Here is a 14,814-nt window from a genome sequence, read left to right as displayed (position 1 = left end):
AAAGAAATGCCAGACGGGGTGGACTGAATCGCTTTCCTTGCAAAGGTAGTTTCAATGAGCAGCACCCAAAGCTCCAATGGCCTCGAACAGGGGCTTAAACCGCGTCATGTGACTATGTTGTCGATCGCCGGCGTTATCGGCGCCGGTCTGTTTGTCGGCTCGGGTCATGCCATCGCCGCTGCTGGTCCTGCTGTGCTGCTGGCCTACGCCGCCGCCGGTGCTCTGGTGGTGTTGGTGATGCGCATGCTTGGCGAAATGGCTGTCGCTTCGCCGGACACCGGCTCCTTCTCGACCTACGCCGACCGCGCGATCGGTCACTGGGCCGGTTTCACCATCGGCTGGTTGTACTGGTGGTTCTGGGTCCTGGTGATCCCGCTGGAGGCCAATGCCGCCGCAACCATCCTGCATGCCTGGTTCCCGAATGTGGCGATCTGGGCCTTTACCCTGGTCATCACCTTGCTGCTGACGGTGACCAACCTGTTCAGCGTGAAGAACTATGGTGAGTTCGAGTTCTGGTTCGCCCTGGTCAAAGTCGTGGCGATCATTGGTTTCATCGGCCTCGGTATTCTGGCGATTTTCGGCTTCCTGCCGACCAGCCAGGTCAGCGGTGTTTCGCATTTGTTCGATACTCAAGGCTTCCTGCCAAACGGCATGGGCGCTGTGTTGGGGGCCATCCTGACCACCATGTTTTCCTTCATGGGCACCGAGATCGTGACCATCGCGGCTGCTGAGTCGAAGAACCCGGGCAAGCAAATCTCCAAGGCCACCAACTCGGTGATCTGGCGGATCGGCTTGTTCTACCTCGTGTCGATCTTCATCGTCGTGGCTCTGGTGCCATGGAATGACCCGGTTCTGGCCAGCGTCGGTTCCTACCAGACCGTCCTTGAGCGCATGGGCATCCCGAATGCCAAGCTGATCGTAGACATCGTGGTGCTGGTTGCTGTGACCAGTTGCCTGAACTCGGCGCTGTACACCGCATCACGCATGATGTTCTCCCTGGGCAAGCGCGGTGATGCACCGGCCGTTTCCCAGCGCACCAACAACAGCGGCACACCATATTGGGCAGTGATCCTGTCTACCGCAGCTGCCTTCCTGACGGTATTCGCTAACTACGTGGCCCCGGCCGCCGTGTTCGAATTCCTGCTGGCCAGCTCCGGCGCCATCGCGCTGCTGGTGTACCTGGTGATCGCCATCTCCCAACTGCGTATGCGCAAGCAGCGGATGGCGCGCGGCGAGAAAATTGCTTTCAGTATGTGGTTGTTCCCGGGCCTGACCTACGCGGTGATCATATTCATCGTCGCGGCCCTGACCATCATGCTGTTCCAGGAAGCCCATCGCGTGGAGATCCTCGCGACCGGCCTGCTGAGCGTGCTGGTGGTGGCCGCCGGGTTGCTGGTGGCTCGTCGTCGCAAGCTGGAACGGCGTGGAGCGGTGGTGTTGAGTTGATTCACACCGCTTGATGCAAAACGGCCGCTGTCAGTGATGACAAGCGGCCGTTTTTGTTTCTGAAGAGGCGTGTATTGCCGATCGCGCTACAGATCGCGTTACGGCATAACAGGTGTTTACTCGGCCTTTTCTTCCTGGGCATCCAGCGACTGACGATAACTGTCCAGCGCATCGCCAAAGTCGGTGATGAATTGCGGGTCGGTCAGCCAGGCCTGGGCGGCATCGCGGTCCATGCCATCGGCCCACATGCGATAGTCGATCAGCATGTCGGCGGCCAGGTGCGTGGCGGCCATGGCTTCGTTGTCGGCATTTTCCATGTCCAGCAGTTCTGGATGGTCGCTGATGATCCCGGCGAGGTTCGATAGCAGGGTCAACAGCATGTCGTTGCGGCTGGTGGCCTCGGCGTCACGCATTTTGCTGAACATGGCCAGGGTGTATTCCGGGATCGGCTCACTGATGTTGTCCAGATCATCGTCCAGCGCGGCGGGTTTTCTGCCGTGGATATTGATTTGCTTGGCTTTGATCTTTGCGCGCTTGGCGCGTTTTTGTTGCTTGTTCAGGGATGCCATGGGAACTCAGTTCGGTTTCTGTTGGGTTTGGGCCGCGATGGCGTCGGACGCCGCCACGTAGTCAGCCTGGAAGGCCGGGGATTCGATCCACGACAGGGCGCCGGCTTCGTCTGTCTCGGTGGACCATTGGCGGTATTCGATCAGGGCCGCGAGGATGAAATCCATCGCGCCTTCTTCGCCTTCCTGCTCGTACACCAGTTCCAGCAGCGGGTCTTCGAGGAAGGCTGCGCACATCGCTTGCTGGCTGGTTTTTTCAGCGTCGATCATTTTTTTGAACAGTTCAGTCAGGTCCACTGATTCGAAGTCGATGCGATCATCGTTCGGGTCCAGCTCGACCGGTGCGGCGGCCCGCTGGGTGCGGTTCTGCTTGGCCTTGGCTTTTGCGCGTGAGGCGCGTTTGTTCTGCTTGTTGGCGGAGGCCATGGGCGTCGTTCCGTATTTCGTTGATAGGGCGCATCAGTCAGCTGCGTGGCACTCGCCGCCCGGGAGTCTCGGGGGCCAGTTCGGCGGTTTGCAGCCAGGACAATGCAATGGGCCATAGTGTGGCTTGGTATGCGCTGCGAAAAAAGGCGAAATGTCCGACTTCTTCTTCGCCGATGTCTTCGGGGGCGATTCGCAGGTGGGTGTTTGTACTGTGGGTGAAGTAACCGAGCAGGCGTTCGATCGCCGGTATCGTGCCGTAGGGATCGTCGCTGAGGCTGATGGCCAGGGTTTGGGCGGTAACGTTCCTGAAGGGTAACTGGCCGCATTTGGCGTGGATGACGCGAGCGCTGGGGCGTTTCTCATATCGGGCGGCGGGCATGCTCCAGTCGCGGACTACACCGGCCGGGGTGTCTTCGAGCCAGCCCAGGCGCTTGCCGGGAAAGTAGCCGTAAAACATCGTCAGCAATGGCATCGCCACGTGCCACTTGGCGAGCATCCGCCAGCGATGGGCGGGGGCGTAGTCGCGCCAGTAAGCGAACTGCGCGCCCACTGTCACCAGGCGTCTGATCACCTGCCCAGAGGCGCCCAGCCCTGCCGCACAACCGCCGAAGCTATGGCCGACGACATCGACGGGTTGCTGTGGAAACTCGCGTTGCGCCTTTTGCAGCATCGCCTCGAAATCCAGCATGCCCCAGTCAGACCATGAGGCCTCAAGCCCCTTCAGTGACGCGGGGCGCGACTCGCCAATGCCGCGGTAGTCATAGGTGATCACGTCGAAGCCGTTGGCGAACAGGTAATCGGCGAAGCGCGAGTAGTGTCGGCAGCGGACGGAGGTGGCGGCATTGATGATCACCACCGGGCGTGTTGGGTCTTGATTCGCATGCCGCCAGGTGAAGCCGCCAAGGATGAAGCCGTCGGCGGCGGGCTCTTTGAAAGATTCACCAGGTGTGCCGGTGGGTAACGGCAATTCAAGTTGCGTCGGGGCCAGTGAGGGCATGTCCTGCAAATTCATCGGCATTGGACCTTTGCGGCTAGCCACTCACCATAGCCTTCACGCCGTTTATGAACAATCCACCCGTGTTTATCGGAGTCTGTGCTTGAGTAGCCGTTCCTCAAGCACCGCCCATTCCCGATCCAGTTCTACGCGAAGTTCCTCCTCGCTCGGCAGCACCAGCCTGTATGTACTGGCGAACAGTTGTTCGTTGCCTTGCAGCACCGAATAGCGCACCACCGATTCATCTTTTTGCGCGCAGAGAATGAGGCCGACGGTGGGGCCATCCTCCGGTCCGCGCTTGAGGTCGTCGTACATGCGTACGTACATGTCCATCTGGCCGACATCCTGGTGGGTCAGTACGCCGCGCTTGAGGTCGAAGATGACGAAGCACTTGAGCAGGTAGTTGTAGAACACCAGGTCGATGTAGAAGTCTTTGCTGTCGGTACTGATGCGTTGCTGGCGGGCGATGAAGGCGAAGCCTTTGCCCAGTTCGAGCAGAAAGCCCTGGAGTTGATTGATCAAGGCTTGCTCAAGTTCGCTTTCCTGGATCAAGCCCGCATTGGGCAGGCCGAGAAACTCAAGCAGCACGGGGTCCCGGATGAAATCCCGAGGGCTGGCGTTCATTTTCTGGATGTTGGTGGCAGCTTCCTGCTTGACCGCAGGCCGGTCGCGGCTTGCCAGCAGGCGCTCGTAGTAGAGGGTGTTGATCTGGCGCTCCAGGGCGCGACTTGACCAGTTCTGGGTGGCTGATTCGTTCATGTACCAATGGCGAGCATGGTCGTTGTCGACTCGCAGCAGCCTGCGGTAGTGGGTCCAGCTCAATTCGTGACGCAGTGCGTCACGAATTGGGAATGCTTGATAGAACAGGCGCATGTAGCGAAGGTTGGAAGCATCAAAGCCTTTTCCAAACTCCGAAGTGAGGACTTTGGCCAGTGTCGCAAGCAAACGCTTGCCATAAGCCGCCCGCCGAGCGCCTTCCTGCTCGAACTCCACAATATGCCGCCCGATCTGCCAGCAGGTTTGCACCTGGACGGTATCGACCGCCCTTAGCACCTTCTGGCGCGCTTCACGGATCAGTTCGCCAAGGTTGTCGAGCAGTGAAGCGATTTGAGGATCTTGAGTGCTATCGGGTTTGAGGGGCATGACATCTTCCACAGCTGAAGAAAACAGGCCGAAGAGGATGACAAGAGTGCGATGGGGGGCGATGCCGGGCGCGGCTGGTAAATCGGAAGGAAATAGCGGATTCGTTTTGCAGGACCAAGCCGATTGCTCTCCGTGTTTGAGGAGCGTATTGCGTAGTCCGATTCGTAGTGAGCTCAAGTGCGAATCGATCTAAAACTTGAGTATTCAGCGATAAATCTAAAAGGAGTAACGATTGGGTTCTGTGTAACCCGGGAGTCGCCATCATGAAGTACGTCCATTCACTCATGCTGCCCATCGCTGCTGTCGGCGTACTACTGTTTCCAGTCGTGCTTAACGCCGCCAGTCTTGAACCGATCGATCCCGCAGGCGTGCAAGTCCAGCAACAACAGCAAAACGGGATTACCTACCTGTCCGGAGGGATTGGAGAGGACGAGGCTAAAGCCATTCAGCAAACCAAGGGCTACAACCTGCACATGACCTTCTCCACCGGGCCTCAGGACGAATACGTTCCCGATGTGGATCTGGTTATTCAGAAGGCCGCAGGGCAGACCGTGCTGACACTGAGTCAGGCTGGACCGTTGGTTTACGTTCAGCTGCCTGCCGGCAAGTACACCGTTGTCGCCACGCATAAAGGTGAGGTGCGGCGTGATACAGCGGATGTAGACGGTGGTGCCGCTCGCAATCTGGTCTTCCACTGGGGGACTGAAAACTAGCGAAGAGAGACGACTTGCGCGACATCTGATCAAATCGCAGGCATAAAAAAACCCTGAATCTTGCGATTCAGGGTTTTCGGTATTTGGTGCCCAGAGACGGAATCGAACCGCCGACACGGGGATTTTCAATCCCCTGCTCTACCGACTGAGCTATCTGGGCAACGGGGCGCATTAAACGGGTTTTTCAGGGGGTCGTCAAGCAAGTTTTCAAAAAATATTTAATTATTACCGTCGCTTACGTGCCGACCCCGGATTTTGATCAATTATTGAGCAGGTGGAACGTAGCCTTCAGCCTTGGCGTAATCCTCGCCGGAAAAGAACTTGTCCATCTCACCCTGAAGGTATTTGCGGTCTTCGGCGTTCATCATGTTCAGGCGTTTTTCGTTGATCAGCAGGGTCTGGTGTTTCTGCCAGTCGGCCCAGGCCTTGGCCGAGACGTGGTCAAAAATGTCCTGACCTTTGGCACCCGGAAACGGAGCGCGCTCCAGGGCGGGCAATTCTTCTTTGTACTTGCGGCACATGATGGTGCGGGTCATGACGACTCTCCTGCGTTCAATACGGCGGCCGCGCGTTCGAGCAAGGTTTTGACCGGGGCGGCAAGGCCCAGGCGCGGCGGGATGGCGAGGTTATACCAGAGCCAGTCGGCCTCGGCCACGTGATGGCCGGCCTCCTGGACCTGAACCAGCCAGGGTTCGATGGATAACTGGAAGTGGCTGAAGGTGTGCACCAGGCTCGGCAGTGCCTGCTGGCTGCCCAGCTCCAGCGAATGCTGCGAAGCCAGATGTTGCAGGTCGTCGAGGTCATCGAGTTCCGGCAGGCTCCAGAGACCGCCCCACAGGCCCGTGGAAGGGCGACGGTAAAGCAGAATCGCACCATCGCCGTTGGCGAGCATCGGCATCAGCGTACGCTTCTGTGGCACGGCCTTGCGCGGTTTGGGGATCGGGTAGCGGGTTTCCAGGCCGAGCATGTGTGCTTCGCATCCCTTTTTCAGCGGGCAGAGCAGGCAACTCGGTTTGCTGCGGGTGCAGAGCGTGGCGCCCAGGTCCATCATCGCCTGCGTGTAGGCGTTGACTCGATCATGTGGCGTAAAGCGCTCAGCGTTGGCCCACAACTGTTTGGCCACCTTAGGCTCGCCCGGATAACCCTCTTGCGCGGTAAAACGCGCCAGCACCCGTTTGACGTTGCCGTCGAGGATCGGCGCGCGGATGCCCATGCTCAGGCTGGCAATCGCGCCGGCCGTGGACAGGCCGATACCCGGCAGGTCGGTAAGCTTTTCCACATCGCGGGGAAACTCGCCGCCATATTCGGCGACGACAATCTTCGCGGTCTTTTGCAGATTTCGCGCGCGGGTGTAGTAACCGAGGCCGGTCCACAAGTGCAGCACTTCGTCTTCCGGCGCGGCGGCCAGGGCTTCGACGGTAGGCAACGAGGCCATGAATCGGTCGAAGTAGTTCAGCACAGTGCTGACCTGGGTCTGCTGCAACATGATTTCCGAGACCCACACCCGGTAAGGGGTGATGCCCTGTTGCCACGGCAAATCGTGACGGCCGTGACGGTCGTACCAATCCAGCACGGCCGTTGAAAACTGCTCGGCTCTCATCGCTTGAACAGCCCCTTGAGCGCGTTTTTCAGTTCCGGGCTGACTTTGTCGCCAAGCTTCTCGTCGATTTTTTCGCTGATACGCTCGCCGGCCAGTTTGCTCGCGACTTGGCCCATGCGTTCGTTGTCGAGGCGGCAGGCCTTCGCGCCCAGTTCCAGCGGACCACGGCAGCGCAGTGGCCACTCGATGCCGACGTAGCGCTCGCCGACCTGGCAGGCAGGGTCCGGCATGTCGCTCTTGTCACCTTCGACGATGATGCCGACGCGATAATCCATGCCCATCACCCGCAGGTCGATGTCGCCGTTACCGTTTACGGTCATGCCCGGGATATGCACTTTCAGGTCCGGGTTATTGGCCACGCCGTTGCGCAATATCAGGTTGCCCTTGAGTTCATCGAACGGTGTGTCCTTGCCCCGCGGTTCGCCGCTGAGGGTTTTGCGGTTCAGGGTGGCGATGCCTTTGCACAGTTGCTGCTCAAGATTGGCATTGAGCAGCACGCCGTTATTGATCACGAAACTGGCGTTGCCGTTGAGGCTGTCGATCAGCGCACTCTGGCTATTGCCGCTGCCGGTCAGCGCGCTATCGAGCGTGACCAGACCTTTGACCGGTGGGTTTTTACCCTGGCTTTCGAGAATTTTTTCCACGGGTACTTTGCTGATGCGGGTCTGCATGTTCAGCGCCGGTACTTGCTGGCGCACATCCAGGGTGCCCTTGGCTTCGAAGTTGCCTTCGTACAGATCGCCGCGCAGGTTTTCCAGGGTCAGCAAGCCGCCCTGGCCGGTGGCCTTGAGTACTGCGTTCTGGATCGGCAGTTTTTCGAGGGTCAGTTGGCCGAAGGTCAGGTCAGCGTCCACGTCGAGTTTGCTCAGGCGCTCAACCGGCAACAGGCGCTCAGTGCTCCATGGGCCTTTGGTCGGTGATGGCGGCAGCGGTGTGCTGCCCGCGCCGGCCATGGCATCAGCTTCGGTGCTGGCGACTTCGGCCTGACGCACCTGCTTCGCGCTGTTGGCCTCGGCAGATTTTGGCGGCAAGTAACGGTCGACGTTGAAGGTGTCAGCCTTGAGGGTTGCCCGCAGTGATTGCTTGGCGAAATCTTCGATAGCGATGCGGCCGCTGAAGTTGCTGTCGTCGAGTTTCAGGTTGATGTCATCGAGCGCCAGGCTGGTCGGTGTGGCGGCAACGTGGCTGACCAGTTCGACCTTGCTCAGGCTGCCTTCGGCCATCGCCGGGAGTTTCTGGCCGATGCTGTCGACGAATTTTGCCAGGTCGAATTGGGCAATCGACAACCCACCGCTGATTTGCGGGGTCTTGTCGAGGTCATTGGCCTTCAGCTCGCCCAAGGCGCGCAGCTGGTTGGCAGAGATCTTGATGCCGGTCCATTCGGCGACGTTGGCGGCCTTGTCCAGCAGCAGCTGACCTTGGGCGGCGAAAGTCATAGTCTTGCCTTGCAGCGGATCGCCAGTGACTTCGCCGGAGAGTTTCATGTCTTCGAATTGGTAGCGCTGCAGCGCACGCTCGAAACGCAACTCGCCGGCCAGTTCGGTCCGCACCCGCAGAACCGGTTGGTTAGTGCCCAGAAACGCAGTGAGTTTGACCGGGATGTTGGTCGAGTCATGTACCGCGCCGGTACTCAACTGGATGCTTTCGGCGCTGAATTGCTTGCCGGTTTTCTCGTCGCTGTACTCAACGCGGGCGTTGTTGACGGTCAGGCTGTCGATGTCCAGGCGGATCGGCTGGGCCGGTTTTTCTGCTTGAGCGGTAGTCGTTGGCGCGGGCTCGCCGGTGGCGGCGGGCGGCGTGGCCGAGGTGCTCGGGGTGGCAGGCGCCGGAACCTTGCCGATGTCTTCCCAGTTGCCGTGGCCGTCCTTGTCGCGGTTCAGGCGCAAGTTCAGGCCTTCGACGCGCACATCGCTCATCTGCACTTCGCGACGCAGCAGTGGAATCACGCGAACCGACAAGCCGAGCATCTGCAAATCGGCAAACGGCTCGGCGGGCTTGGCCAGGGTCGCCACACTGGCTTCGTGCAATTCCAGGCCCAGCCAGGGGAACAGGCTCCAGCCGATATCGCCATTGAGCGTCAGCTCGATGTGGGCCTTGTCGCGGGCAATCTGGCGAATCTCGTCTTTATAGTCGTTGGGATCGAAGAGGTGGGTCAGGGCAAAGCCCAGCGCCACAATGATCAGCAACAGCCCGAGAAGTACCAGACCCAGGATTTTGCCGAACGCTTTCATGGGCGAGTCCTTGTATTAGTCGAATTCAAAATTTAGCCGGGGAGTATAGCTCCCCGAAGTGGCCGACCGGTCAGCGATCACGTTGGGAGCACATCCAGTGGCACCTTCAGCTTAGCCGCCAGCGCCTGGGATTCGAGGTGCCCGGCGGGCTCCAGCAGGCGCAATGTCGCGCCCGATTGCGCCGCCATTTTCTGCGCTTCGCTCACCAGGCGCTCGGCCACACCACGACGACGGGTGATTTTTCGTACGCATAAATGGGACAAATGCCAGGTGTCGTGGTGCCGTTGCAAACGTGCCGCGCCCAGCAGCCGATCGTTGAAGCGTCCGGCGATCAGCGAACCGTCTCGCAGGCACCTTTCGATCAGCTCTGTACCTCCTGCAAATGGCGCAAACAGCCAGTCGGGGGCGTCGCAGTAGATCTTCTGCAGATCTTGCTGATCTTGATAAGTGGCTTGGTTCAGCAGCTCGACAGTGATCGGCATGGCGCCTCCTTCAGTGGTACGAGATCAGATGACATACAAAAGGTGATATCACTTTGGTTTTTCTGTCACGTGCAAATGGTAACCTCTGCCCGTTCGTCCGTCCTTCTGCGACGTGATGTCGCACCAAAATGGCGCTTCACCTAAAAACAGTCATGTCTGCGTGCATAAAAGGCTGGGGGTGAGGAGCGGCTGGCGAACAATACTAATAATTGGGGGAAACACCATGACTACGAGCATCACGGCGGACGGCATCAAAGCCGACCAGCCCGCGTTCCTGTCCAAGGAACGCATCATCGCCAAGCCCGGTTTTAACCGTTGGCTTGTACCACCGGCCGCTCTGGCCATCCACCTGTGTATCGGCATGGCCTACGGCTTTTCGGTGTTCTGGCTGCCACTGTCCAAAGCCTTGGGCATTACCAAAGCCGTGGCCTGCGCGCCGGACATGAGCTTCATCGCTCAGGTCTTTTCGTCGCAATGCGACTGGCCGATCTCGATGCTCGGCTGGATCTACACGCTGTTCTTCATCTTCCTCGGCTGCTCGGCAGCGATCTGGGGTGGCTGGCTGGAACACGCCGGTCCGCGCAAGGCCGGTGTTGTGTCGGCGCTGTGCTGGTGTGGCGGTCTGCTGATTTCGGCGTTGGGGGTCTATACCCACCAGATCTGGCTGATGTGGATCGGCTCCGGGGTCATTGGCGGTATCGGCCTGGGCCTGGGTTACATCTCACCGGTCTCGACCCTGATCAAGTGGTTCCCGGACAAACGCGGCATGGCGACCGGCATGGCGATCATGGGCTTCGGTGGCGGCGCGATGGTCGGTGCTCCACTGGCTGCAGCCCTGATGGGGCACTTCGCTTCGCCAACCAGCGTGGGCGTATGGCAGAGCTTCCTGGTGATGGCTGCGATCTACTTCGTGTTCATGATCGGTGGCGCGCTGTCCTACCGCGTTCCGCCAACCGGCTGGAAGCCTGAAGGCTGGACTGCTCCGGCGAAAAAAGCCTCGAACGCGATGATCACTCACCGTCACGTCCATGTGAATGTGGCGTGGAAAACCCCGCAATTCCGTCTGGTGTGGTTGGTGCTGTGCCTGAACGTTTCGGCGGGTATCGGCATCCTCGGCATGGCTTCGCCGCTGTTGCAGGAAGTGTTCGCCGGTAAATTGCTCGGAAACGATCTGACCTTTGGTCAGCTGGACGCTTCGCAACTGGCCTCGATCGCGGCCATTGCTGCCGGTTTCACCGGTTTGCTGAGCCTGTTCAACATTGGCGGCCGGTTCTTCTGGGCTTCGTTCTCGGACTATCTGGGCCGCAAAAACACCTATTTCGTGTTCTTCGCCCTGGGTTTTGCCCTGTACGCATTGATTCCGAACCTCGGTCACCTGGGCAGCGTTGCGCTGTTCGTGGCGGCGTTCTGCATCATCCTGTCGATGTACGGCGGTGGTTTTGCGACGGTGCCGGCTTACCTGGCCGACCTGTTCGGTACGCAAATGGTCGGCGCGATCCACGGTCGTCTATTGACGGCTTGGGCGGCGGCGGGTGTGTTGGGGCCGGTGTTGGTGAACTACTTGCGTGAATATCAGCTGAGCATCGGCGTTGAACGTGCCGCGGCTTACGACATCACCCTGTACATCCTTGCGGGCTTGCTGGTGCTGGGTTTCATCTGCAACCTGCTGGTGCGTCCGGTGGCCGACAAGTACTTCATGACCGAAGCCGAACTGGCCGCCGAACAGGCGCTGGGCCACGACAAAGGGGCTGATGCCAGCACTGTGCTGGAGTGGAAAGCGGATGCCGGCACCAAGCCGTTGGCGGTGGCGGCGTGGCTGGTGGTAGGTATTCCGTTGGCGTGGGGTGTTTGGGTGACCCTGCAGAAAACTGCGGTGCTGTTCCACTAAGTAAACGCATCACCTTTGTGGGAGCGAGCCTGCTCGCGATAGCGGTCTGACAATCGACAGGGATGTTGAATGTGATGGCCCCTTCGCGAGCAGGCTCGCTCCCACATTTGTTTTGTGGTCCACTCAAATGCTTGTATGGACATGTCTATCCCCGACGGCACGGGGTTCACTCCGTCAGTGATATCACCTCCTGTGTTTCTGTTTAGCGCCCGCGACCCTATAATGGCTGCCTTTTTCGCCCCAATGATTTTTGCGGAGCTGGTGATGGCCGAACGTATGGCGTCTGTCGAGCGCGACACTCTGGAAACCCAGATCAAAGCCTCGATCAACCTGGATGGCACCGGAAAGGCCCGATTCGATATCGGTGTGCCTTTTCTTGAGCACATGCTCGACCAGATCGCCCGTCACGGGCTGATCGACCTGGATATTGTCAGCAAGGGCGACCTGCATATCGACGACCACCACACGGTGGAAGACGTCGGTATCACCCTGGGTCAGGCTTTCACCAAAGCCATTGGCGACAAGAAAGGCATCCGTCGCTATGGCCACGCCTACGTGCCGCTCGATGAAGCGCTGTCGCGTGTGGTGATCGACTTCTCCGGCCGTCCTGGCCTGCAGATGCATGTCCCGTATACCCGCGCTACCGTCGGCGGCTTCGACGTTGACCTGTTCCAGGAATTCTTCCAGGGCTTCGTCAACCACGCCAACGTCACCCTGCACATCGACAATCTGCGTGGGCACAACACCCACCACCAGATCGAGACCGTGTTCAAGGCTTTCGGTCGCGCGCTGCGCATGGCCGTGGAGCTGGATGACCGCATGGCCGGGCAAATGCCGTCGACCAAAGGCGTTCTGTAATGCAGACGGTCGCGGTTATCGATTACGGCATGGGCAACCTGCACTCGGTGGCCAAGGCCCTCGAGCACGTTGGTGCCGGCAAGGTCCTGATCACCAGCGATGCCGACGTGATTCGCGAAGCCGACCGGGTGGTATTCCCCGGCGTCGGTGCGATTCGCGATTGCATGGCGGAGATCCGTCGCCTGGGTTTCGACTCGTTGGTGCGTGAAGTCAGCCAGGACCGTCCGTTCCTCGGCATCTGCGTAGGCATGCAAGCCTTGCTCGACAGCAGCGAAGAGAACGACGGCGTGGACTGCATCGGTCTGTTTCCGGGCCAGGTGAAGTTTTTCGGCAAGGATTTGCACGAAGACGGCGAACACTTGAAAGTGCCGCACATGGGCTGGAACGAAGTGAAGCAGACGGTGACTCACCCGCTGTGGCACAACATTCCGGACCTGGCGCGTTTCTACTTCGTGCACAGCTACTACATCGCTGCCGGCAACCCGCGGCAAGTGGTGGGCGGCGGTCACTATGGTGTCGATTTCGCTGCGGCGCTGGCCGATGGCTCGCGTTTCGCCGTGCAGTTCCACCCGGAGAAGAGCCACACCCATGGCCTGCAATTGCTGCAGAACTTCGCCGCGTGGGATGGTCGCTGGTAAATGGCCGTCAAGAAGGGCAAGCCGCCGATCCTGACCCTCACTCCCGAACAGGAGAGCGAGGCCAATCACAAGATCAAACGCTTCATGGAGGACCGTTTCGAACTGGACCTGGGTTCGTTCGAAGCGGCTGAAATCCTTGAGCTGTTTACCCGCGAAATTGCTCCGCACTATTACAACAGGGCGATTTTCGATGTGCAGACGCACCTCAAAGAGAGGTTCGAAAGCATCGAAAGCGACCTGTGGGCGCTCGAGAAAAACTGATTTCCGAGCCAAGCTGAACACTCGAATTTGAAGGTTTGCCAGATGCTGATTATTCCCGCTATCGATCTCAAAGACGGTGCCTGTGTTCGTCTGCGCCAGGGCCGCATGGAAGATTCCACGGTGTTCTCCGATGACCCGGTGAGCATGGCTGCCAAGTGGGTGGAAGGCGGTTGCCGCCGTCTGCATCTGGTCGACCTGAACGGTGCCTTCGAAGGCCAGCCGGTCAACGGCGAAGTGGTCACCGCCATCGCCAAACGCTACCCGAACCTGCCGATTCAGATCGGCGGCGGTATCCGCTCGCTGGAAACCATCGAACACTATGTGAAAGCGGGCGTGAGCTACGTGATCATCGGCACCAAGGCCGTGAAAGATCCGGCTTTCGTTGCGCAAGCCTGCCGCGCGTTCCCGGGCAAAGTGATTGTCGGTCTGGATGCCAAAGACGGTTTTGTCGCCACCGACGGCTGGGCTGAAATCAGCACCGTGCAGGTGATCGACCTGGCCAAACAGTTCGAGGCCGACGGCGTGTCTGCGATCGTTTATACCGACATCGCCAAAGACGGCATGATGCAGGGCTGCAACGTTTCGTACACCGCCGCGCTGGCCGCGGCGACGAAGATTCCGGTGATTGCTTCCGGCGGTATCCACAATCTGGGTGACATCAAGTCGCTGCTCGACGCCAAGGCGCCAGGCATCATCGGCGCCATCACTGGCCGGGCGATTTACGAAGGCACCCTCGACGTCGCCGAAGCGCAAGCTTTCTGCGACTCGTACAAAGGCTGAGGACTGACCATGGCGCTGGCCAAACGCATCATCCCTTGCCTGGACGTGGATAACGGCCGGGTGGTCAAGGGTGTGAAATTCGAAAACATCCGCGATGCCGGCGACCCGGTGGAAATCGCCCGTCGCTACGACGAGCAGGGTGCCGACGAGATTACCTTTCTCGACATCACTGCCAGCGTCGACGGTCGCGATACCACGCTGCATACCGTCGAGCGCATGGCCAGCCAGGTGTTCATTCCTCTGACTGTCGGCGGTGGCGTGCGTACCGTGCAGGACATTCGCAACTTGCTCAATGCCGGTGCGGACAAGGTCTCGATCAACACCGCTGCGGTGTTCAATCCGGAATTCGTCGGCGAAGCGGCTCAGCATTTCGGCTCGCAGTGCATTGTTGTCGCCATCGACGCGAAGAAAGTGTCCGGTCCGGGCGAAACCCCGCGCTGGGAAATCTTCACCCATGGCGGTCGCAAGCCAACCGGCCTCGACGCCGTTGAGTGGGCGAAAAAGATGGAAGGCCTGGGTGCCGGTGAAATCCTGCTGACCAGCATGGACCAGGACGGCATGAAAAACGGTTTCGACCTGGGCGTCACCCGCGCCATCAGCGATGCGCTGGGGATTCCGGTGATTGCCTCCGGTGGTGTCGGCAACTTGCAGCACCTGGCCGACGGTATTCTCGAAGGCCACGCCAGTGCGGTGCTGGCGGCGAGTATTTTCCATTTCGGCGAATACACCGTGCAGGAAGCCAAGGCCTACATGGCGCATCGCGGCATCGTGATGCGTTAAACAGTACA

At 59.4% G+C, this 14,814-nt stretch carries 16 protein-coding genes and 1 tRNA gene; 8 read left to right on the top strand and 9 right to left on the bottom strand.

Going from position 1 to position 14,814, the window contains the following annotated elements; genetic code table 11:
* The first annotated feature begins 54 nt into the window (after positions 1–54).
* Complete coding sequence (gene gabP / locus ACZ9BB_RS22405) at positions 55–1,446, top strand: GABA permease (RefSeq protein ID WP_476216296.1); 1,392 nt, start codon at positions 55–57, stop codon at positions 1,444–1,446.
* A 116-nt stretch (positions 1,447–1,562) separates the two neighbouring features.
* Here the strand turns inward: gabP and ACZ9BB_RS22400 are convergent, their stop codons facing one another.
* The 4 genes from ACZ9BB_RS22400 to ACZ9BB_RS22385 form a co-directional block, all read right to left on the bottom strand.
* On the bottom strand, positions 1,563–2,015 hold the full coding sequence (locus tag ACZ9BB_RS22400; RefSeq protein WP_476216294.1) for a hypothetical protein: 453 nt from the start codon (positions 2,013–2,015) through the stop codon (positions 1,563–1,565).
* 6 nt (positions 2,016–2,021) lie between these two features.
* Positions 2,022–2,438, bottom strand: a complete 417-nt coding sequence (locus ACZ9BB_RS22395) for a hypothetical protein (protein WP_476216292.1) — start codon at positions 2,436–2,438, stop codon at positions 2,022–2,024.
* Positions 2,439–2,475: 37 nt separating this feature from the next.
* Positions 2,476–3,450, bottom strand: coding sequence for an alpha/beta hydrolase family protein (locus tag ACZ9BB_RS22390; protein WP_476216291.1), 975 nt, complete (start codon positions 3,448–3,450; stop codon positions 2,476–2,478).
* 69 nt (positions 3,451–3,519) lie between these two features.
* Positions 3,520–4,575, bottom strand: a complete 1,056-nt coding sequence (locus ACZ9BB_RS22385; protein ID WP_476216289.1) for a PDDEXK nuclease domain-containing protein — start codon at positions 4,573–4,575, stop codon at positions 3,520–3,522.
* A gap of 263 nt (positions 4,576–4,838) precedes the next feature.
* Here ACZ9BB_RS22385 and ACZ9BB_RS22380 point away from each other — a divergent pair, with 263 nt between their 5' ends.
* Entirely contained in the window at positions 4,839–5,288 is a 450-nt protein-coding gene (locus ACZ9BB_RS22380; RefSeq protein ID WP_476216287.1) for a carboxypeptidase regulatory-like domain-containing protein, read from the top strand.
* An 84-nt stretch (positions 5,289–5,372) separates the two neighbouring features.
* Here ACZ9BB_RS22380 and ACZ9BB_RS22375 read toward each other — a convergent pair.
* The 5 genes from ACZ9BB_RS22375 to panM all read right to left on the bottom strand — a co-directional run bounded on the left by ACZ9BB_RS22375 (position 5,373) and on the right by panM (position 9,601).
* Positions 5,373–5,448, bottom strand: a tRNA-Phe gene (locus ACZ9BB_RS22375).
* A 103-nt stretch (positions 5,449–5,551) separates the two neighbouring features.
* Positions 5,552–5,824: an oxidative damage protection protein gene (locus ACZ9BB_RS22370; RefSeq protein ID WP_428632600.1), complete on the bottom strand. Its 273-nt coding sequence runs from the start codon at positions 5,822–5,824 to the stop codon at positions 5,552–5,554.
* The gene (mutY, locus tag ACZ9BB_RS22365; RefSeq protein ID WP_476216285.1) at positions 5,821–6,888 is read right to left on the bottom strand and encodes an A/G-specific adenine glycosylase; all 1,068 of its coding nucleotides are present in this window, start codon (positions 6,886–6,888) and stop codon (positions 5,821–5,823) included. The genes ACZ9BB_RS22370 and mutY overlap by 4 nt, the downstream gene beginning before the upstream one ends.
* On the bottom strand, positions 6,885–9,119 hold the full coding sequence (locus tag ACZ9BB_RS22360) for an AsmA family protein (RefSeq protein ID WP_476216283.1): 2,235 nt from the start codon (positions 9,117–9,119) through the stop codon (positions 6,885–6,887). The genes mutY and ACZ9BB_RS22360 overlap by 4 nt, the downstream gene beginning before the upstream one ends.
* A gap of 77 nt (positions 9,120–9,196) precedes the next feature.
* Complete coding sequence (gene panM, locus ACZ9BB_RS22355; RefSeq protein ID WP_476216281.1) at positions 9,197–9,601, bottom strand: aspartate 1-decarboxylase autocleavage activator PanM; 405 nt, start codon at positions 9,599–9,601, stop codon at positions 9,197–9,199.
* 223 nt (positions 9,602–9,824) lie between these two features.
* Here panM and ACZ9BB_RS22350 point away from each other — a divergent pair, with 223 nt between their 5' ends.
* The 6 genes from ACZ9BB_RS22350 to hisF all read left to right on the top strand — a co-directional run bounded on the left by ACZ9BB_RS22350 (position 9,825) and on the right by hisF (position 14,806).
* Positions 9,825–11,489, top strand: a complete 1,665-nt coding sequence (locus ACZ9BB_RS22350) for an OFA family MFS transporter (protein WP_476216280.1) — start codon at positions 9,825–9,827, stop codon at positions 11,487–11,489.
* Between the two features lie 264 nt (positions 11,490–11,753).
* Positions 11,754–12,347, top strand: a complete 594-nt coding sequence (gene hisB, locus ACZ9BB_RS22345; RefSeq protein WP_007939452.1) for an imidazoleglycerol-phosphate dehydratase HisB — start codon at positions 11,754–11,756, stop codon at positions 12,345–12,347.
* Positions 12,347–12,985: an imidazole glycerol phosphate synthase subunit HisH gene (hisH, locus tag ACZ9BB_RS22340; RefSeq protein WP_476216277.1), complete on the top strand. Its 639-nt coding sequence runs from the start codon at positions 12,347–12,349 to the stop codon at positions 12,983–12,985. The genes hisB and hisH overlap by 1 nt, the downstream gene beginning before the upstream one ends.
* Positions 12,986–13,246: a DUF2164 domain-containing protein gene (locus ACZ9BB_RS22335; RefSeq protein WP_223488525.1), complete on the top strand. Its 261-nt coding sequence runs from the start codon at positions 12,986–12,988 to the stop codon at positions 13,244–13,246.
* A gap of 42 nt (positions 13,247–13,288) precedes the next feature.
* Positions 13,289–14,026: a 1-(5-phosphoribosyl)-5-[(5-phosphoribosylamino)methylideneamino]imidazole-4-carboxamide isomerase gene (hisA, locus tag ACZ9BB_RS22330; protein ID WP_476216275.1), complete on the top strand. Its 738-nt coding sequence runs from the start codon at positions 13,289–13,291 to the stop codon at positions 14,024–14,026.
* 9 nt (positions 14,027–14,035) lie between these two features.
* On the top strand, positions 14,036–14,806 hold the full coding sequence (gene hisF, locus ACZ9BB_RS22325; protein WP_007897430.1) for an imidazole glycerol phosphate synthase subunit HisF: 771 nt from the start codon (positions 14,036–14,038) through the stop codon (positions 14,804–14,806).
* Positions 14,807–14,814: the final 8 nt, after the last annotated feature.

The sequence above is a fragment of the Pseudomonas sp. TE3552 genome (assembly GCF_056278945.1).
The sequence above is the reverse complement of the archived record's forward strand: the minus strand, read 5'-3'. Positions and strand labels throughout refer to the sequence as shown.

Excerpts from the sequence above, each read along its gene's own strand:
- gabP (WP_476216296.1), top strand. The coding sequence starts at position 55 with ATGAGCAGCACCCAAAGCTCCAATGGCCTCGAACAGGGGCTTAAACCG.
- ACZ9BB_RS22380 (WP_476216287.1), top strand. The coding sequence starts at position 4,839 with ATGAAGTACGTCCATTCACTCATGCTGCCCATCGCTGCTGTCGGCGTA.
- hisF (WP_007897430.1), top strand. The coding sequence starts at position 14,036 with ATGGCGCTGGCCAAACGCATCATCCCTTGCCTGGACGTGGATAACGGC.
- ACZ9BB_RS22360 (WP_476216283.1), bottom strand. The coding sequence starts at position 9,119 with ATGAAAGCGTTCGGCAAAATCCTGGGTCTGGTACTTCTCGGGCTGTTG.
- hisB (WP_007939452.1), top strand. The coding sequence starts at position 11,754 with ATGGCCGAACGTATGGCGTCTGTCGAGCGCGACACTCTGGAAACCCAG.
- hisH (WP_476216277.1), top strand. The coding sequence starts at position 12,347 with ATGCAGACGGTCGCGGTTATCGATTACGGCATGGGCAACCTGCACTCG.
- ACZ9BB_RS22400 (WP_476216294.1), bottom strand. The coding sequence starts at position 2,015 with ATGGCATCCCTGAACAAGCAACAAAAACGCGCCAAGCGCGCAAAGATC.
- ACZ9BB_RS22395 (WP_476216292.1), bottom strand. The coding sequence starts at position 2,438 with ATGGCCTCCGCCAACAAGCAGAACAAACGCGCCTCACGCGCAAAAGCC.
- panM (WP_476216281.1), bottom strand. The coding sequence starts at position 9,601 with ATGCCGATCACTGTCGAGCTGCTGAACCAAGCCACTTATCAAGATCAG.
- ACZ9BB_RS22335 (WP_223488525.1), top strand. The coding sequence starts at position 12,986 with ATGGCCGTCAAGAAGGGCAAGCCGCCGATCCTGACCCTCACTCCCGAA.
- ACZ9BB_RS22385 (WP_476216289.1), bottom strand. The coding sequence starts at position 4,575 with ATGCCCCTCAAACCCGATAGCACTCAAGATCCTCAAATCGCTTCACTG.
- ACZ9BB_RS22370 (WP_428632600.1), bottom strand. The coding sequence starts at position 5,824 with ATGACCCGCACCATCATGTGCCGCAAGTACAAAGAAGAATTGCCCGCC.
- ACZ9BB_RS22350 (WP_476216280.1), top strand. The coding sequence starts at position 9,825 with ATGACTACGAGCATCACGGCGGACGGCATCAAAGCCGACCAGCCCGCG.
- hisA (WP_476216275.1), top strand. The coding sequence starts at position 13,289 with ATGCTGATTATTCCCGCTATCGATCTCAAAGACGGTGCCTGTGTTCGT.
- ACZ9BB_RS22390 (WP_476216291.1), bottom strand. The coding sequence starts at position 3,450 with ATGAATTTGCAGGACATGCCCTCACTGGCCCCGACGCAACTTGAATTG.
- mutY (WP_476216285.1), bottom strand. The coding sequence starts at position 6,888 with ATGAGAGCCGAGCAGTTTTCAACGGCCGTGCTGGATTGGTACGACCGT.